We start from the raw sequence: 23,318 nt of genomic DNA, 5'->3' as shown, positions 1-23,318 counted from the left end.
CAGTGGCGGACCACCGCAAGTCGAGCGCGTCGGATGGCCGATGCCACTCCGAGACAAACCGTAAAATCCGTCACTTGACCAGTCTGGCGAGATGTAGCAAGTATAGTCTGTAGAAAATTATCAAGTGGATACTATAAAATCAGTTTGATCTATGGTATTCCACTAATCAATCACTAAAACCGCCTATGTATTTGTTAAACATAGTACTATGCAATACACATATATTTATAATATTGCCATTGTACTGTGGATCAAACTATTAACTACCTTATGAAAACTCCACTTCTTATCAGCTGTCTTCATTTAATAGGTGTTCTCAGTGCATTTAGCCAACCTAAGTATGAGTTGCACCCTGCCACACTTCCCGAAGAAGTAGTTTATACAATGGCCAAGGATACCATCTTCGATGCGGGCTTATTTTTCCACGCAAAAAACGAATCCGTCAATTCCATTGCCATTATTTTAGTGCATGGGTGGGGAGCTAATTTCTACATGCCCAGCTATATTTCACTGGGTAGAAATCTGGCCGAAAAGGGCTATGCTTGCCTCTCGGTCAATACACGAATGCATGATCTGGGGAATGTAGCCGGCTATAAAAAGAGCGGACGTATGAGGGGTGGAGGCTACTGGGGCATAACCAGCGACCAAGCCAAAGATATAGCCGCTTGGATCGACTTTGCTCAAGCCAAAGGATTTAAAAAAATTATTTTAATTGGCCACAGCGCCGGTGCCGCAGCGGTGCGCGAATACCAAGCGAGCCATCAGGATATTCGGGTAGTCGGGCTGGTGTTAGCCTCTGGGAGTATGGGGGCTGGTCCCACGGACACCCTGCAATACAAACAGGCACTGAGACTGGTATCCGAGCGAAAAGGAGAGGAATTGATTCAAATCCCTCAGCGTAGATTGCCATCTTATATTAGTGCCGCTACGGTGGTCGATATGGCTAACGACCCGCCCGAATATAAGGATTTTTATGGGCTACAGACTGGCCACGCCGGTATTACGAAAATAAAATGCCCTATTTTGTGTTTCTATGGCACTTCTGGAGACATCGGTACTGAAGCTGACTTGGAACTACTGAAAACCAGTATAAAAAAACAACCCGGTGGTCCAGTTAGTGTGACAACCGCGACGATAAAAGGGGCCGACCATATGTATATGGGGGAAGAGAAGCAAGTTGCTGATATAGTCTCGACATGGATAGAACGTAATTTAACTACTAAATGACAGGTTAAGTCAAATGCTCAGTAAAACAACGATAGTATGAGACAACTACTGACTGCAATTCTTCTTGCTGGAACGTTGTTCGCTTGCTGGAACGGCAAAGACACTAAAATCAAGATTACTGATTCAGAGGATACGTATGAGTTTTTCGCCAAATACGATAAAGAGAAAACGAAACGTGTTCAGGATTTTATTAACAAAAAAATGGCTCCTGCTACGAATGTAACCGGCAATTATGTAGATATTTCAACTACGCTAGATGATGGTACTCGATTTGAATTAGAAGAACATTCAGGGGAGTTACGAATAGAACTCGACAAAGAAACCAATTCAGAAGTGGTTGCAATTACCAAAGCGGGCCAGATTTCAAATAGAGCAAAATTTGCTTGCTCAAGCCGAGTCTGCCCACTGTAAACTGCTTAGATAATTCACGAATGTCAGAACAAGTCTTGACTTATACAAAGCATCTGGCCAATTTTAGACGTACAAACCCATATTCCTGCCATCCAGGTACCGATCTATTTTTGTTTAGGGCGCCATGATTACAATTGTCCGTCCCTGCTGGTAGCCGACTACTATAAACGTTTGCAAGCTCCCAAAAAGGAACTGATTTGGTTCGAAGAATCCGCTCATCTGCCGTGCTGGGAAGAGTCGCAACGATTTAATTCGATCCTGAAGGAGAGGCTACTTCCTACGCATTAAACGACTAGCCCTGGGTACTACTGGCAGCTATTTAACCAATTTATATCAACTGAAGAATGCTTAATGCTTCGTCTCTTTTTGAGGAGGGTTATCTGAGAATGTAACTAATGGCTACAACCATTCATTCCACAAAATTTCAAGTTAGATCCTGTTTATCACTTATCAGAAACCCAGCCTCAGCTTCGCCCCATTCTGATAGGTCACCTTCCCGGTGTTGCTGTTCCGTAGCGTTTGGATCTGTGCGGTGTAGCTGGAGGGTAAAGTCACGACGTGATTGAGCTGAACAATATCACTGGTCATAGGTACTACGTTACAGGCCCAGACGGTGGGATCATTCCAGCTTCCAGCTTTCAGCGAAGTGACCAGCCCCTGACACGTAGTACCCCACTCGAAGGCACCCATGTCGATCCGTCCCTGAGCAAAGCGGGGGTTGCCCCCCAGATCGGTTGTGCCCACTGTAGCTATGGTCGAGGTAGGATCACCGGTGTTGATGGCGGGAGAAGTGGGAGCCAGTTTGGTGCTGGTGGTGGAGGCAAAAGGCGTGGTGGTGGTCGTCAGATTACCTGGTCCGCTGGTGTAGCCTATTACCGTGGTCTCGAACAGATTGTAGTTGGCTGTTACCATAGCACCTAGAGTATAGAACGTATTAGTTCCCCCGTTGTTCCACAGCACACAGTTGGTCATCACCGGGCTACTGGTGCCGGAAACGGCATCGTTGTACATCGCCCCACCCTGAGGGGCGATATTGTTTTGGAAGGCGCAGTTGGTCATCACTGGGCTGCTGGTGCCGGAAACGGCATCGTTGTACATCGCCCCGCCTTGAGGGGCAGTATTGTTTTGGAAGACACAGTTGGTCAGCCGGGGAGAACTGTTACCCAATGATTGACCATAGTTAAACATAGCCCCGCCCTTATTGGCCGCGTTGTTACCCAGGAAGACGCAGTTGATCAGCACCGGACTGCTGGTGCCGCCCATTTGGCCTTCATTATCGATGGCTCCTCCAAATCTGGCCTGGTTGGCCATAAAGGTGCAGGAGCGAATCAGCGGACTGCACTCATTGCCACTGAGAGAACCGTTATTTACTATGCCACCTCCAGCATCATTCGGATAAAGGCCGTTAGCGAATCCGGCGGTGATGACAAAGCCATCCAGAATGGCCGTGGTGGTCAATCCCGGTGGGTTACTAATGACGTGGTAGGAGTTGTCAGTGGTGCTGGAGGGGCTACCAATCTCTCCGCTGAGAGTAGCGCTGGAGGGGGTGGTGGCGTTGATGGCGGGTCGCTGGGCCAGAGTGGTTTCAGTGCCCGCAAAGCCGCCGTAGATGGCGACGTCGTTTTTCATGGCAAAGCTGATGGTGCGGGCGGTGGTGGAGGTGGGTTTGTAGGTGCCCCCCGCCACCCATATTTCATTCAGGTTTCCCGAGCAGTAGTAGCTTAGAGCACTTTGCAGGTCAGTGAAGGCATCCGCCCAGCTCAGGCCGGTGTTGGCCCCCGATGCCGACGCCCGTACGTAGAGCCGGGGGGCGATGAGGGTGCAGGACTCATAGGCTCCCATGTCGATACGCCCCCCAACAAAGCGAGTGTTACCAGCCAGATCGGTGAAGCCCACCGCTGCCGGGGCGCCGGTGGTGGGCGTGGTGGTGGGATCACCCGCGTTGATGGCGGGGGAGCCTGATGCCAGCTGAGTGCTGGTGGGGGAGCCAAAAGGCGTGGTGACGCTGGTCATGTTGCCCGTTAGGTTGGTGTAGCCGGTGACCGTGGCCTCGAACAGCGTATAGCTGGCCGATAACGTAGCACTAATATTGACGAAGGTGTTGGCTCCTCCATTGTTCCACAGTACACAGTTGATCAACACGGGGCTGCAGGTGCTCGATGGGCTGCCTATATTATACATCACCCCGCCACTACCAGCCATGTTGTCCTGAAACGAGCAGTTGATCAGCCGGGGGCTGCTACTGCCCCCACCCACACTGGCCACGTTGTAGATTGCCCCGCCAGCGCCGGAGGCCGTATTGCCCTGGAAGACACAATTGGTCAGCAGTGGACTGCTGGTGCCACTATTTAACAGCGCCCCGCCAGACCCGCCAGCATTGGTGGCCGTGTTGCTGAGGAAGACACAGTTGGTCACTACCGGGCTGCTAAGGCCCGAGGAACTACCATCATTGTTGATGGCAGCCCCATAGACGCCCTGGTTGGCCACAAACACACACTGTCGAATGGTTGGAGAGCACACATTGCCACTGCCAGCCCCATTGTTCAACAGGCCACCCCCTACATTATCTAGCCCACTGAAACTGTTAGCGTTGCCGCCCGTGATAATAAAACCGTCGAGGGTAGCGGTGGTGGTCAACCCAGCTGGGTTGTTGATGACGTGGAAGGAGTTGTCAGTGGTACTACTGGGGCTACCAATTTCTCCGCTTAGGGTAGTGCTGGAGGGGGTGGTCGAGTTGATAGCTGGTCGTTGGGCCAGAGTGGTTTCAGTGCCAACAAAACCGCCATAAATGGCGACGCCGTTTTTCATGGCAAAGCTGATGGTGCGGGCGGTGGTGGAGGTGGGTTTGTAGGCGCCCCCCGTCACCCAGACCTGATTGCCCGATATACTGGCGTTGATCATAGCTTGCAAGTTTGCCGAGGCATTGGCCCAGGAGGAGCCGTTACCCGAGCCTGATGCAGTGGGTTTAACGTAGCGGATGGTCTGAGCCAGCAGGGGGAAGGTAGTGAGGCTGATCACTAGGCCCGTCAGCAGCCAGTAGCGGTGCGAGGAGCAGCGGTCAGCGTAGCGGTAGCCGTAGATCATGATAGAGCTGAAGCGTTTAAGTCGTAAGGTTTAACAAGATAGTGAGTTTATGGAAAAGTCTGTCAGTCAAGGGGCTGTCAATGAGTTATTTCCGGCCGCTCTGGCTGTCGTTAACGGTATCGCTTCGAGTGGGGGAGCTCGGGCTAAATTCACCCGGTCGTTGCGCTGTAGGCTTGCTCACCCTCCAATCAGCCTTCCCTGTGGTGAAGTCCGTCGGTATGTTGGAAGCCAAAGCCCATTTGGTTTTAGTGAATATGGCCATCAGGGCTTCACCCGTCTGTTGTTACCGGGTAGGTTGCTCTTGACTTATCCTAAAAATCATCCGGACCTTTTTCTGAACGGAAATAGAGTAGGAGGGGGGAATACAAAATGGGCTTTTTTGCGTTCAATAAAACCGTTCAATTTAATAGTTCACGATTTTGACATGTTATGGGCCTTTTTTGGTCGAATGTTAGTGATTAGTTTTTCTAGAGAGAGCATAAAAGTAGTAAGTCGCCCCCAGTTAACTTACCAAATTTTTATGCTTAATATAACTGCTGAGAGTCATTCGATGAACACCCAAAATACGGCTGATGCCACAAACCGAAATTCGTTTGTCAAGCAAGCTGCGAATTTCATCTTCCTTCCCGTGAAGTTTTAGATACTTTGACTTACGACCCTTAGGACGGCCTAGAATTTTACCCTCAGCCCGACGACGCGCCAAGGCCTCCTTTGTTCGTTGAGAGATTAGGTTCCGCTCAATCTCTGCTGACAAGCCAAAGGCAAAAGCCAGTACTTTGGAGTTTATGTTATTTCCCAACTCATACCGCTCTTTAGCTGTATAGATCATCACATCGCGTTGCATACAGAAATGCAGTATCTGCATGATCTGCATTAGGTTACGGCCCAATCGAGATAACTCCGTAACAATTAGCATATCACCTGCTCGCAGGTAATTAAGCAAAGGAAACAGTTTCCTACTTTCCAATTTTTCCATTGAACTGACCGTTTCTTCAGTCCATTCATCGATGTTCCATTGGCGTTCATCAGCAAGCCGCTGAAGCTCAAAACGTTGATTTTCGGTATTCTGTTTCTCTGTACTAACCCTAATGTAAGCAAAAATCATTGGTGTGTAGCTAACTGATGTAAGTTTAGCAATATATGTCTATAATAAAGGTGTACTCCCTTATTTCGACAATTATTGGACTAATTTCCAGAGTTAGCGATTTTGTGCGGCAGTACAGTCAGGCAATTCCGTTGATCAATCCCGAAGCGGGTTGGGTCATTCTCTCGCCCGCCGAGACGCGTATACGCCAAAAAATTGAAGAAGCAGGCGTTCCACTCAAAGAATGGGATGTCAATATATACCGGGGAGTTTTGACTGGCTACAACGATGCATTTATCATTGACGGTGTAACAAAGGATGAATTGATCCGTCAGGACCCTAAATCAGCCGAAATTATACGTCCAATTCTAAGAGGTAAGGATATAAAGCCCTATATAGCGGAGTACGCAGATAAATGGCTAATTAACGCACATAATGGGCTACGAGCTACTAAGCTCGAAAGAGTTAATGTACCATTGGATTACCCGATTGTTTTTGAATACTTAGATCAAGAAAAGTTTAAGCCTTTGTTACAGAATAGAGAAGACAAAGGTTCGCATTGGACTAATTTACGTAATTGTGCTTACTTTCAAGATTTTGAAAAGCCCAAGATTATCTATCCAGAGATTACAAAATTCTTACCCTTTGTATATGATGAGAAGAAATATTTTCTTAATAATAAGACATTTTTCATGGTAGGAAGCCATTTAAAATACTTAGCATCACTTTTTAACTCAACACTGTTTAAAGCCATATTCAAAGGGTACTTTCCTGATCTAGGAGAAGATAGACGAGAGCTGAGAAAAGTTTTTTTTGAGCAAGTAAAAATTATAATTCCGGCTTTTATAATTGAAGAAACTTTAGGAGCAATCGTAGATGAAATCTCAGTGCGTAAGGGCATGGCAGCTAGCACGGCTAAGTTAGAGGCAGAAATAGATCATATAATTTACAAACTCTATAATCTGAATGAAGAAGAGATAGAGTTTGTAAAATCAGCTGGTTTAATTTGAACTCATTATGAGTCACTTCAAACCACGAGCTGAGGAGAAGTAAGACTCTATCTTGCTTTCAAGAACCTCAACTTCTTCATCTGTAAAGTGATATAATTCAAATATTAGCCTGTCAAGTTCTTTTATTTCTTTTGAACAGTCTGTGCTAATTAGTGTTAAATTTTGGATTTGGTCAACCAACTTAGAAATTGCCAACATGTCAAAGATTGATATTTTAGGAACCGGAATTTTTTCAACAGCCATCTTAAACCATCGCCAACCAGTGTCGTCAAGTTTTGCATAAACCTGTTCAAGATAGAACAGACTAATTTTATGATTTAAGACACCTGTTAAATACTTTAATTCTATTTCCCCAAGCCCGGATAGCATAAATGCTGTGTTTACAAAATATAACGGCTTTTCAACATAACAAAAAGCACTTCCTGAGCGTGACAATTCCTGCCATATCACCTTAGGTTTCTCAAATTCCTCAATGTAAGCACAGTTCCTAAGGTTTGTCCAGTGATCTCCTTTATCAAGCCTAATTTCTAGAGAGTTTTTATATTTTGCCAAATGATTATATACAGCCGGATAATCATGGATTACATTTATTCTTTGTAATGCTATTCCTTTAACACCATTATGGGAATTAATGAACCAATTATCGTTGTGATGGTATTTGAACTTTTTTATGTCTGCTCCCTTTAGAATTGGACGTATAATTTCGGCTGATTTAGGGTCCTGACGGATCAATTCATCCTTTGTTACACCGTCAATGATAAATGCATCGTTGTAGCCAGTCAAAACTCCCCGGTATATATTGACATCCCATTCTTTGAGTGGAACGCCTGCTTCTTCAATTTTTTGGCGTATACGCGTCTCGGCGGGCGAGAGAATGACCCAACCCGCTTCGGGATTGATCAACGGAATTGCCTGACTGTACTGCCGCACAAAATCGCTGATATTCCCCATCTTTTTCAACTCTCTTGAAAACACCACACTTTGGGTCTTACCACTATATGAGGCTTTTTCAACCAACAGAATATTTGTATCTACAGTGGCATCGAACACCTGAACGCCACCAAAGTCGAGTAATTGAAGCGGGTTGTGCTTATCAGCCAAATATTTTCGTAGCGTTTGGCCATAACCAGCTTTCATCCATTTATTGCTAGTGATAAAACACAAATGGCCGCCTGGCACTAAGACATTTAGTCCTAACTCGTAGAACAACTGGTACAGATCACCCATCCGGATGTATGTCTCGTACTTCTGGTTTTCAAGAGCGGCTTTAGTAGACTCATCCAACTTCTGAATCTGTACATACGGCGGATTACCAACTACTATATCAAAGCCTACATTCTCGGTGACATGCGGGTTGAGCACTTCAGGGAAGTCGAGCCGCCAGTCGAAGTAGGGCAAGGTTTGAGTGGGGTCCTGCCGCAGGGTTTTTAGCTTACGAATAGTGGCATCAACGGCCTGCAACTGTTCCTGCAACGCCATGTGTAGTTTCTGCTCTTTGGCAGATACACCAAAAAGACTTGCTGCCGGCATTTTAGCCAGCAGCTTGGCGCGGTCAAGGTTGATTTGCGCTAGCAACAGGTCAATTTTCAGATCGCGAATGTCGCGTTGGGCCGTGGCTTTGTCGCCCGAAGCCGTGAAAAAGGCACGCTGTTTCTGGCCCAGCCGTTTGGTGAGCGTTACAATCTCCTGCTCGGCCCCAATGTTGCCACGCAACGTCCAGTCGAGGGTTAGAACCTCGTTATCGAGCTTGCTTACCAGCGAGTTGCCTACTACAATTTTATAATCAAGGTTAGGAAGCGAGCGGGGGCGTTCTTCGTCTACGACCAGCGAGAGCCAGAACCGCAACCGGGCAATATCTACCGCACCACGCTCAATATCAACACCGTATATCGAATTCTGAATGGTATTGAGCTTAATTTCGGCGTGGTTGGTGTTGCCGGGCAGGGCCAGTTTGCACTGGTAAATCTCCTGCAGAAGCCCCATTGGAAATGCCCCCGAGCCAATGGCTGGGTCACAGATTTTCACCGAGTCGAGTAGGTTGTTGATAGCGGTGGCGTTGGCCAGCACAAAGGTGTTGGGCAGTTTAGTACCTACAAAATCGGCGAGGTCAGCACGGTGCTTAGATAGATTCAGGGCTGTATTCAGGTATTCGATCAGGCTCTCCTGACACATGTAATGCACAATAGCCTTGGGCGTATAGAATGCACCCTTGTCTTTGTTGTCTTCGAGTAGGTTTTCAAAGATGTTGCCCAGCATTTCGGGGTCAACGGCCACGTAATGGTCGTCGGGGCTGTCTTCGTGCACCGTGAAGTTGTAGCTGTTCAAAAAGTCAAGAAAGCCACGCAGAGCTGGGTCGTCTGGGTTTTGTTCATTATGAAACAGACGGGCGGGCAGCGGAATCGGATCTTTGTGGTCAGGCGCGTCACGGTCAAACAGTCCCCCGTTCAAAAACGGCACCTTCACTTGACTGCCGTCGGGCATCGTAAAGTCGTCATTAGGCCGGGGGTAGTTCAGGGTCTCAAAAAAAAGTGTGCTGAGCCAGGTCGGGTAAAAGGCATCGTTGGCACCTGCCTGGTGAAACAGATCGGTCAGAAAATTCACAGCATAGCGCGTGTTGCCATCCTGATAGGCGGTGCTACTGGCCCCAAGCCACCCTTTTTTCTGCACGAAATACAGAAACACTACCCGTCCCAGCAGTTTTTTTGACCAGTCGCGAATGGCTTTTTCGTCACCATTAAACACCGAAGCCCGAAATGCCGAACCATTCAGGTACGTGTTAACGGCTTCGTAGTGGCGTTTATATTCTTTAAAAAACGTCTTGCTCAAAGCCTCTACCTCGAAGGTCTGCACCAGAGCTGCAAAATCGAGCGTGGATTGTTCGTAGAGCTTCACCAGCCGTTCGGCGGCTGTACGGCAGGCCTGCCCCGGCCCCAGCAGGTACGTATACCGTTTGGCATGGGTAGGGCGGTCTTTAATTTCACCGTCGATAAGGGCCGTGTCTTTGGCTACAAGCGTTAGCCGCCAGGGTTGAGCTGGGTCGGGTTGTCCGTTGGCCAGCGTCGCTATAAAATTCACTAGCACCGCCTGCCCGGCCGTGAGCAACTTACGTACATATTGCTGAATACCCACGCGGCTCTGCTCGATACGTACCTGCGGCTGTAGCCGAATCTCAAAACACCGCAGGTTGGAGCCGTCGTCAAGCGTCAGATCAGCATAATGCTCTACCGACTGTAGTAATTTCTGCTCGGTGGCGGTGAAGTTGCTTTGAGCCACGGCGGGCGAGTAGGCCGTGAGCCGCCCGTCGAAAATAGAACTCAGCACTTCGCGTACAAATGTAACGCGGTCGTAAGGTAGATTCAGGACAGTTTGAAGTTGTAGTTTTCCGGGCATGGTGTGACGGTAAACTGCTCATCCGTTTGTACCGGGATGAGCCAGTATGTAGGGAATAGGAATTACGTAAAGCTGACAGTCAGCACTATTTTAGGGTTGATAATCGCCCGTTGATGCACTACTATTCCACCTTCGTCGGGTTGCTCATCGGCCGAGATAGCGTAGCGGTCAAGTACCTGAGCAAACAGCGCGTCGAGATAGACGGGTGGATTGGCGGCCATCTTCTTGTTGGCTTCGTAGAAATCAACCACTTCTTTGGGCATTCCTTTCGAGGCAAATTTGCCATCCTTAATCGACTTCACAAACCGGTTCAGCGCGTTGCGCTTCTGTTCGGTCGGTGCATGTTTGGCCATGAAAATCAAGTTGGTAATAGCTTTGTTTTCTACGGGACTCAGTTGTTGCCGGTTAACGGTCTGACTCTGAATGTCCTGTTGAACTTTATCAGTTTTAAAGAACTCTAGGCCAGCCAACGTTTGCTGATGGTGTTCCTGGTGGAGGGCTATGGCCTTTTCAATGTCCGAAGCTTCGAAGAGTTTAGCGGCCTGTAAAAAAGACAATTCAACGGGCTGCCCTTGAAGGGGTACAAAGCAAAACGTACCGGGGTGATTGTCGCTTTTCAGGTACGTTAGCGAGGTTTGCGCCAACGGGTACGTGGCCCGGCTCCTCGGGTTTAACGCGTCTTCATCGAAAGCGAGACGGTTTGACTCAGGTACGTTGGCTTCGCTACGGCCACAGCGCGCTTTATTTGGAATCTTGGCAATGTCCCTAAACCGCTTTGGGTGTTTCTGCCGGTACTGTCGCAGAAAGGTGAGGTACTTCTCAATTTCGCTTTCCTCCTGCTGAATCTTAACGCCGTACAGCGCGCCTTCGCCTACCTCTTCAAGTCGAGAGAACACCTTATTATCTTCACCAAAGGCCGTGTGAAACGCCTGGAGTTTCCGCAGGGCCGTGTCTACCAGCTTAATTTCATCGTCGCCATGCGCAGATGGATAAAAGTTGTAGACATACACTGCGTCAGCGCGGGTGCCAATCCGGTTTACCCGGCCAATACGTTGCATGAGACGGGTCGAGTTCCAGGGGACATCGTAGTTGATAATTACATTGGCACGGTGTAGGTTAACACCTTCGGCTAGTACCTCGGTCGTAATCACGATGTCGTAATCATACTGCCATTTCTCCTCAGGTACGTTCGCATCAAAATTCATCCGAATAGCCATCTCCGATTCTTTCCGGTTGGTCGAACTCACACTCAGGATTTTGCCATACCCTTTTTCCTCCATACACCGCTGTACATCGGCCGCTGTTTCAGTCGATTCGGTAAAAATGACTAATTGGCCGCTGGGGTTCGTTTTTTTACTGAGAAAGTTGGTCTTCAGTTGGTCGATAAACTCTTCCAGTTTGGGATCTTGATGAACCTGTTTCCACCGATTCAATAAGTTGGCAACCTTCTCTTTCTCGGTTTTTAGTAAATCAAGAAAGGCTGCGTCAAAATCAGCAGCTTTAAACTCGCGATTGTTGCTCCCTTTTGACGGGTTTAGATTACTTAGCGTGATTCGCTCTTCAATTTCGTCGTAGCTGTAGCCATCTTCTAACAGCTTATTTACATCAAGATCGGGAGCGACAAACACCCGGTCATTGACAAACATGGTCAGCATGTTGTCAATGGCTTTGTTGAGTCGGGTGAGCGAACCGCGGAAAGCGTGGAACGAACTTTCGAGCCGCTTGACCAGCAGAATCCGCATAATGCCAGCTAGACGTTCGGAAATACTTTCTACGTTGCCGTACTGTTTCCGGTCTTCGTCTCGAGTCAGGTGCTCAATAGCCCGATACCTGTAATATTTCAATCCGTCGACGGGCTGCCCGTCGGCATCGAGTCCTGTTATCAACTCAACGGTATCGAAAAACAGGTCGGCCAGGTCGTCATCAAGCCGGTAGTAGAGCTCTATGGGGTCGCTAACTTTAGGGAACTTGATGTTCTGCCCTTTTAGATCGGCCAGATAATCGGGGTTGCTTTCAATATCACGCCGTGTTCGCCGAATGACCAGTGGCTCCACAATATCGTTCCGAAGTTGAGCGAACAGGGTTTTCAGCTTTGGAATATTGAGTTTAGGCTCACTCGCCAGCTTCTTGTATTTGTCTTTAACGGGCTTGAAGTAATCCTGAAGATTTCTCACCCGTTCCAGCGTAGAGTTACGCCGATCCTGAAATAGGTAAAGCTGGTTCTCAATATCAGCTGGGCTGTTATTGAGGGGCGTAGCGGAGATGAGCATTACCTTTTTGCGGTCATCGCCATTCTCGGCCCGTCGCACCCGTGGACGCTTACAAATCTCCTGCAATTGTAGGTACATACCCGTGTAATCGTTCCTAAACTTGTGCGACTCATCGACCACAATCAGGTCATACTGATCGGCGTTGTGGTAATCGAAGTTCTCCTCGTCGAGTACTTTAGCCAAGCTGCCCATGGTAATGAACTGTAAATGGTTTTCAATTTGAAAATCGCGGGCTGTCCGTTTCCAGTTATTAATTAGCGGGGGCGGACACACGACCAGCAGTTTGGTGTGCGTTCCGTTCTCATAGATGAATTTTTTGATGACCATACAGGCCACTATGGTTTTGCCTAGCCCGACTACATCCGCTAGAATAAACCCATTGTGCTTCATCATAATGGCATAGCCCTGATTAGCCGCATCGGTCTGGTATTTGAGCTTGTAATAGGTCAGCGGCAATAGCATTTCGATATTGTATGGATCATAATCGACCCGCTTCCCGAAATACTCGATCAGCATTTTGATATAGAGTTCAAACGGCGTAAAATCATCTCGCAGATACGTTCGCTGCCTCAGTTTTTCGGCTTCTGCTTTCAGAATAGGCACTGATTCATTCCAGAGCAGTTCAAACTCGTCGGCAGCTGCTTTCACCAACGGATAATCTCTGACACTGATATTAAACTCGTAATTCGATTTGTCGTTAATGCCTAACCCGGCCGCCGTCAGGTTTGAGGAACCCGTAATAAACTCACATGGCGTGTGTTCGTTGAACGGGTCACCCTTGAATATGTATACCTTGGCGTGAATCGTTTTTTCCGGGTGTGCCCGCAATTCAATTTTCTGATCTATCAGATCATCAATAAACTGAATAATACCGTCCTCGGTCTGCTTATCATAGTCAGCATCATGAATATTCTGGGCAATCTGAGCGAGAAATTCTGCGCGGGTCAAATTGCCATCCTTGAGAAACATTTGTCCTCGATCGTGAAAGTCTTTGGTCAGTCGATCAACGTCGATGCCCACTAGGATACGCACTTTAGGAATCCTGTCTAGAAGTGGACGTACCCGAAAATAGCCTGATGCCCGAAAGTAACCAACTAGCACATCAAAACAGGCAATGCCGGGCATATACGTAAAGACGCCTTCAAACTTTTTGATCAGCGTATTACCATCCCGGTTTGTAAAGAGTTGGGTGGACATGAAATAAACCTTAAAGCTTGGCTTTACTATACAAGTGAATTGGTAAATATAGCGTCTCAGTCTGAATATAGGTTGCCGCTTTCAAACCGAACTTGACAACCTATATTCAGACTAGTAGCATTCTTTTACACTTTACGTATGCTCAAACTTTAGTTATGACTGTGAGTATCCCAAGAGGGGCCGCCCCAGTAGATAACTGACAGCTTTTAGCTACTACTGTCGATTTTACCTTACCGTGATCATTTAGTGAACGAACCAATTACACGCACTATATGAAAACTGTGCGCAGTTTTTGCGATGTCCTTTGTTGATTCCTGACTATATTGAATACGTTTTACTCACCCTTCATGCAATTCACGGAGTTAATTAGTACGTTAGACGGGCTTCATCGACAGCTTAGTCAGCAGGCGGCTCGTCAGGCCGATCAATTATTGACCCTTCGCAACTATCTGTTTGGATTTTATATTGTTGAGTTCGAGCAGCATGGCATAGACCGCGCGGCTTACGGCCAACAACTACATAAACGCTTATCCATTGAACTACAAAAGTACTCCATCAAGGGCGTATCTGACCGCTCGCTTCGGCAGTATCGCCAGTTCTATCTAACCTATCCTCAAATTTGGCAGACGCTGTCTGCCAAATTCAAACTGCCTGATTTTGAACTCATTCAAAAGATAGATGTAGCCAGTAATGCCAATACTAATCAGGACTTACCGGCGCTCAATCCATCTCTCTTACTGGATCGATTGACGTACTCCCATTTTGTCGAACTACTGAAAGTCGATAATCCATTACTTCGTCGTTTTTATGAGGTTGAAGCACTCAAAAATAATTGGAAGGTTCATGAACTAAACCGGGCTATTACGACGCTCCTGGCTGAACGCACCAGCCTGTCAACTGATAAAGCCGCCGTGATTGCCCGCATTCAGGAGAATCAACCGGCTGGCTTAGAAGACCTGATTCGGAATCCATACTTGCTGGAGTTTCTGGGCTTACAGGAAAAACCGGAATACACGGAAAACGATCTGGAAAAGGCTATCATCGACAATTTACAGGATTTCTTGCTGGAGTTAGGACGAGGGTTCTGCTTTGAGGCTCGTCAAAAGCGCATCAGTTTCGGTAATCGCCATTATCGAATTGACCTAGTTTTCTATCATCGTATTCTAAAGTGCCATGTGCTGATCGATCTCAAAATCGGCGAATTCGACCACGCAGATGCTGGTCAGATGACGGTGTATTTGAATTATTACAAAGCCAACGAAATGAGCGCGGGTGATAATCCGCCCGTAGGTATCATCTTATGTGCCAGTAAGGATAATTCTCTAGTCGAGTATGCCACCAATGGCATGGCAAATGAAGTGTTTGTCTCACAATATTTGTCTGAATTACCTGATAAAAAGCAGCTTCTAGCACTGATTGAGCGAGAAAGCCATGGGTTATAGAGTTGTTTATGGTATTGCGAAAAACGAAGGTAATGTATGATTTATAAGCCAAATAGTTTTTTGTAATCATTAAGTGTAAAGCTTATAAATGGTAACCACTTTGGGGATAAAATTTAGAGTTCTAGTCAATTCCACTATCCATGCCAACGTATGACGATCACCCACGATGACATTGTAACTACTGTCGAAAAGTTCATCCATAAATCCAGTCCTGAAGACCGTTTTAGCTCGTTTGACTACTGCTACAATTATTTTCGGTTAACCAGACCCTATGACCTAACCAGTGACTCCGAAATGAGCTGCTTAACCCTTGGTTTTTACTTGGCCAGTTGGGGTATGCTTAGGGGATCGAGTTTTCTGCTTGGTAAGAGTGCTAAATATTTCCAACCAACCATTGAATACATTGCCAGCTTGGATAGGTCTGTTTGGACGATCGACGTGGACACCTATACCGATGAAAACATCCAAAAAATCATAACCATTTATTCAGGTATTAAAGGTACCCTTATACAAAATAGGCAAAGCGACTTAACCTTGATTACCAAAGTGTTACTGGGCGTTTTTGGATTTATGCCAGCTTTCGATCAGCATTTTTGTAATACGTTCCGGACCATTTTTAGAAAGGAGAACGCCGGCTTCAGGCGGATAAATGAGAAGTCCCTGACTCTAATTAAGATGTTTTATGCGCAATACCAGTCGACCATTGATGAACTGGCTAATTCAACCTTTACAACGGATTTTAAATCCGGTTTGAAAACCGATATCAACTACCCGAAAGCAAAAATTATTGATATGTATGGGTTTAGCGCCAGAAACTGAGGTTGGAATCCGTCAGTTTACCTCCTGTTCGTAACTAACCATCCGGATCGATTCATTGTAATCATGCTTGCTTGGATTTCGTTGGATTATATGTAAGTCCAAATAAGCCGAAGAGTTCTTCCCGACTAAGCATTGCAAGTCCTTCAGGATCGCTTAACTCGTCAACTACATAATCAAAAAGTTGCCGTTTCTTCGACAAGATTGCGTGAATACGCATTTCAATAGTATTGTTGGTCATCAGCACCCGGTTAAATACTATATTTTTCCGCTGACCGATCCGATGGACACGTCCTAAGGCCTGTGCTCCGGTGGCCGGATTCCACCAAGAATCGAAATGATACACATAATTAGCTGCGGTTAAAGTAATCCCGGCATTACCTGCCATCAACGATAATAGCATAAGTTTATGTGTACTGTCCTTTGCTTGAAATTTTTCTTCCATCCGCTGGCGCTGGGGCGTGCTCAGGCTACCCTCATATAGCAGGGGATTATACGGCTTAAAGGAAGGTAATATCAGGCGTAGCGTCGTAACATATTGCGAAAAAACCAACGCCTTGTCCCCCTGCTCAACCAAATTCTCAACCTCATTTTCAAGGTATTCCAGCTTGGCACTTTGGCTTGAGCCAGGATCAAAATTGCATATTTGTTTAAGTCGGGTGATTAAGGCGAAGATATGCTGAATGGTTATGGTTTCGCCTTTTTCTTTGAGTTCAATGATGCCCTGCGATTCAGCTAGCTGATAGGACGTTCGTTGGGAGGGCAACAAATCGAGCCAGATTTCATCGTGCATGATTGGGGGTAAATCTTTTAGTACATCCTGCTTTCGGCGTCGTTTAAAAAAGGGTTTGTAAGCCCGTTTTACCGCATCTAAATTATCTGTATTAACTCCTTTAAAAATATCGGACTTAATCGTTGTCATTACCGTAAGCAAATCCTCAATTTTGTTTTCAAGAGGTGTACCTGACAATGCCCAACGATAAGTACTAAAAGGGAGACGGGCTGACTTACTGGCATCAGTAAGCGGATTTTTTATCTTTTGTATTTCATCGTAAACTACCAGGTCGAACTTGGTGCGGGCACGATCTCCCCCAAGCGGATAAAAAAACGTCTGCTTACAAGTCGGACAGTTTATCTTAATTGTTGGGTTGTTGTGGAACGCATATGGAACATTTAAGAACACCTTGCAGGCTGGATTTGGGCAGGTTATAGTATGACCCTTCGACGTTACTTCCAAATTTCGCAGTGAGCTTGTGTAGCTAAAATCCAACCGGAATGTTTCGTATGTGCAGAGATAGACATGGGATTGCTGGGACCACCGGGCCGCCCGTTTATCCCTTGCTTCATCCATCCTGGTAACTTTTAATTCTGGGGCCCAAGTCCTCAATTTGACCTCCCAGTCTCCCATTACCGCTTTTGGGCATAGGATCAGCGTAGAAAGAACTTTTCCCTTTCGGATGAGCAGCTTGATTGCCACAATCACCTGAATGGATTTTCCTAATCCCATTTCATCGCCAAGCAAAACTCTCGGATTATCTGTTAAAAAGCCAATGCCTTCCCATTGATAAGGATAAGGTTCATTGGGAAGATCAATTTCACGTTTAAAATCCCTCCCCAGTGGTGGCTGTAAAACGGGGAAAATAAGATCAAATAGGTCAAGGATATCCGCTGGCAAAAACTGAGGTTGAAGCTGCTTTTTAAGAGCTCGTTTGTTTTCATCTGGTTTAGTTTCTGATTCAGCTGGAAATAAGCTCCATGTAGGGGGAGAAATGGATTTAGCCCTTCTTTTACCATATGATTTTCCATTAGTCTCGACCCTTGTAAGCTGAAATGGTATATCTACAATAACAGGCTGTAAACCTGTCATAGCCATCAAATTGGTTTGGTCGTCAATGATAGGAACGTTAATAGTAAAGCCGTTTTTAATAAAAAAGACAGCTGTTGGCTTGAAATTAATGGGTACACTTTCGATCTTCTCACTGTCCAGTTTCAATAGCTCAATATCATCAGTCTGTGTTGGAGTCGAGAAACAGAGGTTTTCACTCAGCGCGGGGAAGCTAACTGGCGAAAAAAGATTTCCTCTTTTACCTGGCGAGAATGATGATTTATCAAAGCAAAGATCAATCGAAAGGCGAGGAGTGTTTAGTTCAAAAGTATTGAGGGAAGTTACTGACGATTGAGGTATTACCAGATCTTCAACAAACAAAGAAGCCACGTACGGCTTCTCAAATGACGCCGTGGAACTGGCCAGTGCTAGCTTTGTACGTTGGATGAATGGTAGTTTTTCTATCCAATTTTTACCTGTATAGTGGATCATTTCGCCCCAAAACTTCAATGGATTTGCTAATTCGATCAAAGGGCTCCAATACATCGACATTCAGAAATACCTGACTGATCAACTCCCGAACCTCGTCATTTTCACTTTTCTTGGAATCAGGATGATAGGTAACGATTATGGGTGGAAAACCGCCCTCGCTATTCATGCGGTCCCGATGAGAAAGCTCACCTGTACCTAGCGATTCACCAGCCCTGGATACCAGAACGGTATCTGCATTAACCTCTAGATGTAGGTTTAGACAAAAAGCCTGTTTGATAAAAATTACATCTGGCTCATTTTTGAGTGATTGATACAAAGGAACTCCGCATAAAGTGACGCCAATAAAAGGACGCAAGTTATCGCCGTATAATGCTCGCTGAATCAATGTCGGCTTAATAGCATGAGTACATTTAAATTCAATCGGCACTCCCGATTCATCCGTAACAAGGAGTGCCCCCACGAATACATCATTGACTTCGAGTTCCTGTAATAATAAAAAACCTACATGCATAAGAAATCTAAAGTTTGAGCATTAGTACATGAGGTGGACGACCAATGTGGCTATTTCGCTGGTATAAGTTGAAATCTAATAATAGATAAGTAGCCCTCGTTTATTGGTTTGCATTAAAAGTCCTAAAGTTGATGGTTAGCTTTCCACCCACATTTGCCAAACAGCGATTCAGGGCATAGGCTAAATCATCACTAGTCAAATAATCTTCGGGCCTTAGCCATCCCCCTTTTAGATGCCGCCATAGCGTTTCGGCCAGGTTGAGATGGGGACAGTAAACAGGTAAGAAAAATAGATAAAGCCCTCTGGCTTCCCAAATCGGACGCATCCTTTGGATGTAGCCTGCTGTGTGAATCCGGGCATTGTCCAACACAATCACTGTCGACTGATGAAGCTGCAACGAAAGCCTATCGAGTTGCTCGCCCACAAACTGAGCGGTAATCCGGTGCTGAGTCGTCGCCCAATGCAAAACATTTTGCCGACTGATCAGGCCCCAACAGTTGACCTTGAAGCCCTTTTGAGCCGCTATATGAACATTCTCCCCAGGAAACTGCCAGCCGTAAGGCACATACCCCTCACTACACACGTGCGATTCATCGCCATACAACAACTCAATCAATCCTTGCTGAGCAAGTTCTTCCAACTCCATAAGCTGTTCCTTTTTGTGAGTATACATCAGTGGGTCGGCCTTTCCTTTTACCCGTCGGCGAATTCGTTTATATCGTCCACCAAGGTTTTTAAAAACGTTCGGAACGTAGATTCGCTGACAGGCCTGCTGCCTTCCTGGCGAGTGGCTTGCCAATCGGCTTTGGCTAGTTGGATGCGCTGGCGGTTGGCTTTAATAGCGGCCAGTACCGCATCTTTATCGGTTACTTTATCCAGTAAGGGCTTACGTCCCCGCCCCGGTTTGGTTTGTAGCCCTTGTAGTCCATCGGTTTTAAAGCGCTTCAGCCAACTATTCACACTCACATGGCACATGCCCACAATCTGGGCAACATCTTTCGATTTACGGCCAGTTGCTTTGAGCATAATGGCTTGGCAGCGCATGCGAAAGCTATAGTTGTCGTTAGTTTTCAGTTCGCGTTCTAGATCAGCCCGTTGGGTCTGAGTTAGCAGTGGTGTATTTACTCGTCCCATGGGGGCAAGTTAGAAATAATGCAAACTATTTCTTACAGACTACTTACAATGAATTTGTTTACATTTAATTTGTACTTCTCTCAGAGTCGTATGCTAGGCCTAGTAGTTGACAATTATTAAAAAACGCCTCATTCAAGAACCAGATTCATGGAACCTACCTCGTCGCAGCAATAGAGCATTTTTGTGAGACCGATCGTCAACGAACAGGTATTGTCGAAGGTGGGTATTCAGGGAACATCCAACACGGAACATGATGCCAATTTTACGAAAGTTGAAGATAAGAACAAATGCAGAGTAGAATTTCATCGCCCCCGAACCGAAGACGAGTGGCGAACTGCTGCCGAATAGAGAATCTGCTGCCGAAACTGTCAACGTCCAGCCACACTTGCATAAAACCCCATGTTATTAGACGTATAGCGGTTCATATACGATTTATAATTCCTTGAAATTCTTCCAAAAAATCTATTTCCATTTGTTTAATACTTTCCTCGTTTCTTACTTTTTTCATTTCGTTTTCTAGCCAATAAGACAGTTCATGCTGATCTTGCGGAATCATAATTCCATTTAAGCATATAAGCAAAGGGTTTATCTGAAATATTGGTTTTAAGGTAACCCCTTTCTTGGTATAGAAATTGTCAAAAAAATTTTTAACAGATCGAGAGTCCAATATGGCCACATCGGCTTGACCAATCTCAATAAATGAGATTATTTTTTCAGTATCTTCATTTTCAATGATTGTTAAACGTCTCCTTGGAAGGTTAAGAACTTCAATTAGTTCATGTCCAATTTCATTTTTCCCTACTACTATTTTTAAGTCCTGATTAGTTGTTAAGTCTGATAATGATTTTATTCCTGTCAAATTTTTTCTACAAACTCCACCAATTTTAACAGAATGATGTAAGCAACAAAAGTCAACAAATTTTGCTCTTTTTGCAGTTTGAAAAACTGATACTATAACGTCAACATCTTTGTTCAAAACAGACTCGATAGAATTACAAATGGAGAGTTGTTTCCACAAAATATTAATATTGTAAGAGTTGAAAATTTTTTTCATAATAGCAGCATAATAGCCGCTAGGTTCGGAATTACTTTCTGCAACCATTTCAATAAAGGGGCGACAATTGAAATAGCCTATAGTAATATGATTATTTGCTTTGATATTACTTAGCAGACTCTCCTTTTTTGTGCTACTAACTTGTTTATCTTGAGACAACTTTGGGGTGCGAACAAGCTGCAAGTAGGCAATAATTAATGCCACTGCGGCAATTATCACTCCAATTGCTGTCAAGTCAATTTGCATACTCTTTATTCATGTTGGCTAACCCGCTGATTGACGCACTTTCATTACAAAATACGAAATGCATATTTTGTAAAGTTCTAAAGAAAGCATACTAGAAAATATACTCATAAAGCGTATTAGTATCTCACAAATCGCCTGTGGCTGTTGCACAACCCAGACCGCTTCCATAGCCCCATTTTTGAAGCAGATAGATGAACGCTCGTTCGTCTCACTTGGGAGCCATATATGAGACGTAGTTAAAATGGATTCTTAACGGTTCTTCTTGGTTCGTTCGCCCGCGAACACGGTGGTAGTTGGGCTGAGAACTGACCTCCATTACACGCTTCCTGTCACACGGAACCTGCCGAAGCAGAGCTAAGAATCCTTTTGATTTCGCTATGAGTAGAACCTGTTACTTCAAACAGACCAGAATTGGGTGTTTGCATAATGAAATTATAAATATTTGCCAGAAAGGTTATTGTATTCTCCCTACCAGAGGTGTACAATTTGTAAGGCTGTCCGAAGATTAACTTTTTCACAAATACGTCTTCTTCCTTGAAACGACCTTCCCATTGAGAATGGTCGGATGGAAGTGATGCATTCTCTTCTATTTTTTGTTGTAGGGTAAGTTGTAGCTTCTCCAAAAGTGGATGTGGCAGTATTTTGACAATAGTTAATGGTATCAGGTTATCCAAGTCAGCTTGGCTTCTGCTTAAAATCTCGTTCCAAACTTGAAGCCGGTCACTTCCTTTTCCTGCAATTTCAATAATGTTCAAATCAACATCAATAATGTAAACGAATTTCATATAGTCTTTTGAACTTGTGACTGTTCTGGTTCATTAATCGCCCGGTCAAGAAACAGGAAACTGCCTTCGTCTCGCATGGGAGGGTTTGCTGCGACGGGGCATACCTGAGTATTTAGGTTAGAGTGCCTTATGCATGGCTATAGCGGTAAAACTTGCCTTGATTATATTTTGTCCAATCCGGCCAACATCATTAAAGTTACCGATAAATAACAGAGTGCTGTTAGGATGTTTAACCTTCTAATTTCAGGTAAGTTATTAGGGTTTGAGAAGGGTCTAACTATTGATAAGCTATCCAAAAATATATTGTATTTACGTAGTCGTGTAGTCTGTTGGTACTTCGAATCTTTGGCGATAAGGTATTTGAAATGCAAATATGCTTTGGTCATTTGCAGAACAAAAAACGTTGCGCCAAATACGTAAAAAAGGGGATTATTGATTAGAAAAAGACCCATCAAAATTGTCGTATAAGTAGCTTTATGTTGTTCACGTAGAAACCTGATCTGACAGATTCAAGTATTTGCTTCTATTATCATATACAGAATGTACATACCCTCTAATAGCAAAATGCTAGCTATTATCCGTCGTATTGCAATACGGTCCAGAGCGAGAAATCCAAATCCAATTACAATACAGGGAAAGAACACGCATGTAAGAATACCATTTAAAAGATATCTAACATTATTATTAAGTTCTAGGGTAAATCTATTCTTATACAATAATATTGATACCGCCACTACAAAAGCGCTTATAGCCATAAAACTATGCTGCTTGAGTAAGTGTAAATCAATTTTCATTTTCTGTTGTATATGAGCAAATATGATAAGCTAAACCGTTCGAAGTAGGATAATTCCTACAAAGATCCATAATAAGCCACCCAATATATTAACCGCCTTTTTAGTTGATCGACTCCACAATCGCTGATTAACATAAGGTATGAAGAAAGTGAAAGTGTATTCATTTTTGGTATAGAAGGCAGCATATAGACTTAACACGCCAGATAACATAACTAGTCCCCCTACAATCTTTAACGTTACATACGAAAACGTCCAATTGAGAAGTATTAACGCGACTACTGCTAATAAAATAAAGATGGAGATATAGCCGCTGTGGTTGTCAGTAGGTAGCAATCTAGTATACCATTTCATTCCTCAAAACCTGTTGTAAAATCAGTTGTCTGTTAGCCAAAGTACGCAACTTAAGGTTAAATACCGTCTCTTGAAATGCCCGAATTATAGATACTCAAATCTCTCATCGTCTCAGGAGGGAGCGATTCCTATGAACAAAACAAGCCTTGTCAACTAAAAATTATTCTATTTCTCATACATCGCCACGTAAGCCGT

The 23,318-nt window shown here is 45.0% G+C and carries 16 protein-coding genes; 6 read left to right on the top strand and 10 right to left on the bottom strand.

What is annotated here, in order from left to right:
- Positions 1–270: 270 nt before the first annotated feature.
- Entirely contained in the window at positions 271–1,227 is a 957-nt protein-coding gene (locus tag IC229_RS32115) for an alpha/beta hydrolase (protein ID WP_190892595.1), read from the top strand.
- Between the two features lie 36 nt (positions 1,228–1,263).
- Positions 1,264–1,638: a hypothetical protein gene (locus IC229_RS32110; protein WP_190892594.1), complete on the top strand. Its 375-nt coding sequence runs from the start codon at positions 1,264–1,266 to the stop codon at positions 1,636–1,638.
- A 450-nt stretch (positions 1,639–2,088) separates the two neighbouring features.
- Here the strand turns inward: IC229_RS32110 and IC229_RS32105 are convergent, their stop codons facing one another.
- A complete protein-coding gene (locus IC229_RS32105; RefSeq protein ID WP_190892593.1) occupies positions 2,089–4,722 on the bottom strand; it encodes a choice-of-anchor Q domain-containing protein in 2,634 nt (877 codons plus the stop codon).
- A gap of 502 nt (positions 4,723–5,224) precedes the next feature.
- A complete protein-coding gene (locus tag IC229_RS32100) occupies positions 5,225–5,827 on the bottom strand; it encodes a master DNA invertase Mpi family serine-type recombinase (protein WP_190892592.1) in 603 nt (200 codons plus the stop codon).
- Between the two features lie 35 nt (positions 5,828–5,862).
- Here IC229_RS32100 and IC229_RS32095 point away from each other — a divergent pair, with 35 nt between their 5' ends.
- On the top strand, positions 5,863–6,816 hold the full coding sequence (locus tag IC229_RS32095; protein ID WP_190892591.1) for a TaqI-like C-terminal specificity domain-containing protein: 954 nt from the start codon (positions 5,863–5,865) through the stop codon (positions 6,814–6,816).
- A 12-nt stretch (positions 6,817–6,828) separates the two neighbouring features.
- Here IC229_RS32095 and IC229_RS32090 read toward each other — a convergent pair whose 3' ends face one another.
- Both IC229_RS32090 and IC229_RS32085 read right to left on the bottom strand, forming a co-directional pair.
- Entirely contained in the window at positions 6,829–10,206 is a 3,378-nt protein-coding gene (locus IC229_RS32090; RefSeq protein WP_190892590.1) for an Eco57I restriction-modification methylase domain-containing protein, read from the bottom strand.
- 62 nt (positions 10,207–10,268) lie between these two features.
- Positions 10,269–13,673 carry a helicase-related protein gene (locus tag IC229_RS32085; RefSeq protein ID WP_190892584.1) on the bottom strand — a complete coding sequence of 1,135 codons (3,405 nt, stop codon included), beginning with the start codon at positions 13,671–13,673 and terminating at the stop codon, positions 10,269–10,271.
- Between the two features lie 347 nt (positions 13,674–14,020).
- Between IC229_RS32085 and IC229_RS32080 the strand changes: the two genes are divergently transcribed.
- Both IC229_RS32080 and IC229_RS32075 read left to right on the top strand, forming a co-directional pair.
- The gene (locus IC229_RS32080) at positions 14,021–15,115 is read left to right on the top strand and encodes a PDDEXK nuclease domain-containing protein (protein ID WP_190892582.1); all 1,095 of its coding nucleotides are present in this window, start codon (positions 14,021–14,023) and stop codon (positions 15,113–15,115) included.
- 321 nt (positions 15,116–15,436) lie between these two features.
- On the top strand, positions 15,437–15,934 hold the full coding sequence (locus tag IC229_RS32075) for a hypothetical protein (RefSeq protein ID WP_223834330.1): 498 nt from the start codon (positions 15,437–15,439) through the stop codon (positions 15,932–15,934).
- Positions 15,935–15,995: 61 nt separating this feature from the next.
- Here the strand turns inward: IC229_RS32075 and IC229_RS32070 are convergent, their stop codons facing one another.
- The 4 genes from IC229_RS32070 to IC229_RS32055 all read right to left on the bottom strand — a co-directional run bounded on the left by IC229_RS32070 (position 15,996) and on the right by IC229_RS32055 (position 19,893).
- On the bottom strand, positions 15,996–18,266 hold the full coding sequence (locus IC229_RS32070) for a DEAD/DEAH box helicase (protein ID WP_190892574.1): 2,271 nt from the start codon (positions 18,264–18,266) through the stop codon (positions 15,996–15,998).
- The gene (locus IC229_RS32065; protein ID WP_190892572.1) at positions 18,229–18,759 is read right to left on the bottom strand and encodes a hypothetical protein; all 531 of its coding nucleotides are present in this window, start codon (positions 18,757–18,759) and stop codon (positions 18,229–18,231) included. The genes IC229_RS32070 and IC229_RS32065 overlap by 38 nt, the downstream gene beginning before the upstream one ends.
- 100 nt (positions 18,760–18,859) lie before the next feature.
- On the bottom strand, positions 18,860–19,558 hold the full coding sequence (locus tag IC229_RS32060) for an IS630 family transposase (RefSeq protein WP_223834329.1): 699 nt from the start codon (positions 19,556–19,558) through the stop codon (positions 18,860–18,862).
- Entirely contained in the window at positions 19,453–19,893 is a 441-nt protein-coding gene (locus IC229_RS32055; protein WP_190892571.1) for a helix-turn-helix domain-containing protein, read from the bottom strand. Before IC229_RS32055 ends, IC229_RS32060 begins: the two co-directional genes overlap by 106 nt.
- A 183-nt stretch (positions 19,894–20,076) precedes the next feature.
- Here IC229_RS32055 and IC229_RS32050 point away from each other — a divergent pair, with 183 nt between their 5' ends.
- Positions 20,077–20,241 carry a hypothetical protein gene (locus IC229_RS32050; protein ID WP_190892570.1) on the top strand — a complete coding sequence of 55 codons (165 nt, stop codon included), beginning with the start codon at positions 20,077–20,079 and terminating at the stop codon, positions 20,239–20,241.
- A 73-nt stretch (positions 20,242–20,314) separates the two neighbouring features.
- Here the strand turns inward: IC229_RS32050 and IC229_RS32045 are convergent, their stop codons facing one another.
- Both IC229_RS32045 and IC229_RS32040 read right to left on the bottom strand, forming a co-directional pair.
- A complete protein-coding gene (locus IC229_RS32045) occupies positions 20,315–21,193 on the bottom strand; it encodes a substrate-binding periplasmic protein (protein WP_190892569.1) in 879 nt (292 codons plus the stop codon).
- A gap of 329 nt (positions 21,194–21,522) precedes the next feature.
- Complete coding sequence (locus IC229_RS32040; protein WP_190892568.1) at positions 21,523–21,978, bottom strand: hypothetical protein; 456 nt, start codon at positions 21,976–21,978, stop codon at positions 21,523–21,525.
- Between the last annotated feature and the right edge of the window lie 1,340 nt (positions 21,979–23,318).

The organism is Spirosoma profusum, assembly GCF_014699005.1.
Taxonomy (GTDB): Bacteria; Bacteroidota; Bacteroidia; order Cytophagales; family Spirosomataceae; genus Spirosoma; species Spirosoma profusum.
Note: the sequence above shows the minus strand (reverse complement) of the source record. Positions and strands in the feature narration are given on the sequence as shown.

Coding starts and splice junctions, on each gene's coding strand:
- IC229_RS32065 (WP_190892572.1), bottom strand. CDS start 18,759: ATGCATGTAGGTTTTTTATTATTACAGGAACTCGAAGTCAATGATGTA.
- IC229_RS32095 (WP_190892591.1), top strand. CDS start 5,863: ATGTCTATAATAAAGGTGTACTCCCTTATTTCGACAATTATTGGACTA.
- IC229_RS32040 (WP_190892568.1), bottom strand. CDS start 21,978: ATGAAATTCGTTTACATTATTGATGTTGATTTGAACATTATTGAAATT.
- IC229_RS32055 (WP_190892571.1), bottom strand. CDS start 19,893: ATGGGACGAGTAAATACACCACTGCTAACTCAGACCCAACGGGCTGAT.
- IC229_RS32105 (WP_190892593.1), bottom strand. CDS start 4,722: ATGATCTACGGCTACCGCTACGCTGACCGCTGCTCCTCGCACCGCTAC.
- IC229_RS32045 (WP_190892569.1), bottom strand. CDS start 21,193: ATGCAAATTGACTTGACAGCAATTGGAGTGATAATTGCCGCAGTGGCA.
- IC229_RS32100 (WP_190892592.1), bottom strand. CDS start 5,827: ATGATTTTTGCTTACATTAGGGTTAGTACAGAGAAACAGAATACCGAA.
- IC229_RS32110 (WP_190892594.1), top strand. CDS start 1,264: ATGAGACAACTACTGACTGCAATTCTTCTTGCTGGAACGTTGTTCGCT.
- IC229_RS32080 (WP_190892582.1), top strand. CDS start 14,021: ATGCAATTCACGGAGTTAATTAGTACGTTAGACGGGCTTCATCGACAG.
- IC229_RS32115 (WP_190892595.1), top strand. CDS start 271: ATGAAAACTCCACTTCTTATCAGCTGTCTTCATTTAATAGGTGTTCTC.
- IC229_RS32085 (WP_190892584.1), bottom strand. CDS start 13,673: ATGTCCACCCAACTCTTTACAAACCGGGATGGTAATACGCTGATCAAA.
- IC229_RS32090 (WP_190892590.1), bottom strand. CDS start 10,206: ATGCCCGGAAAACTACAACTTCAAACTGTCCTGAATCTACCTTACGAC.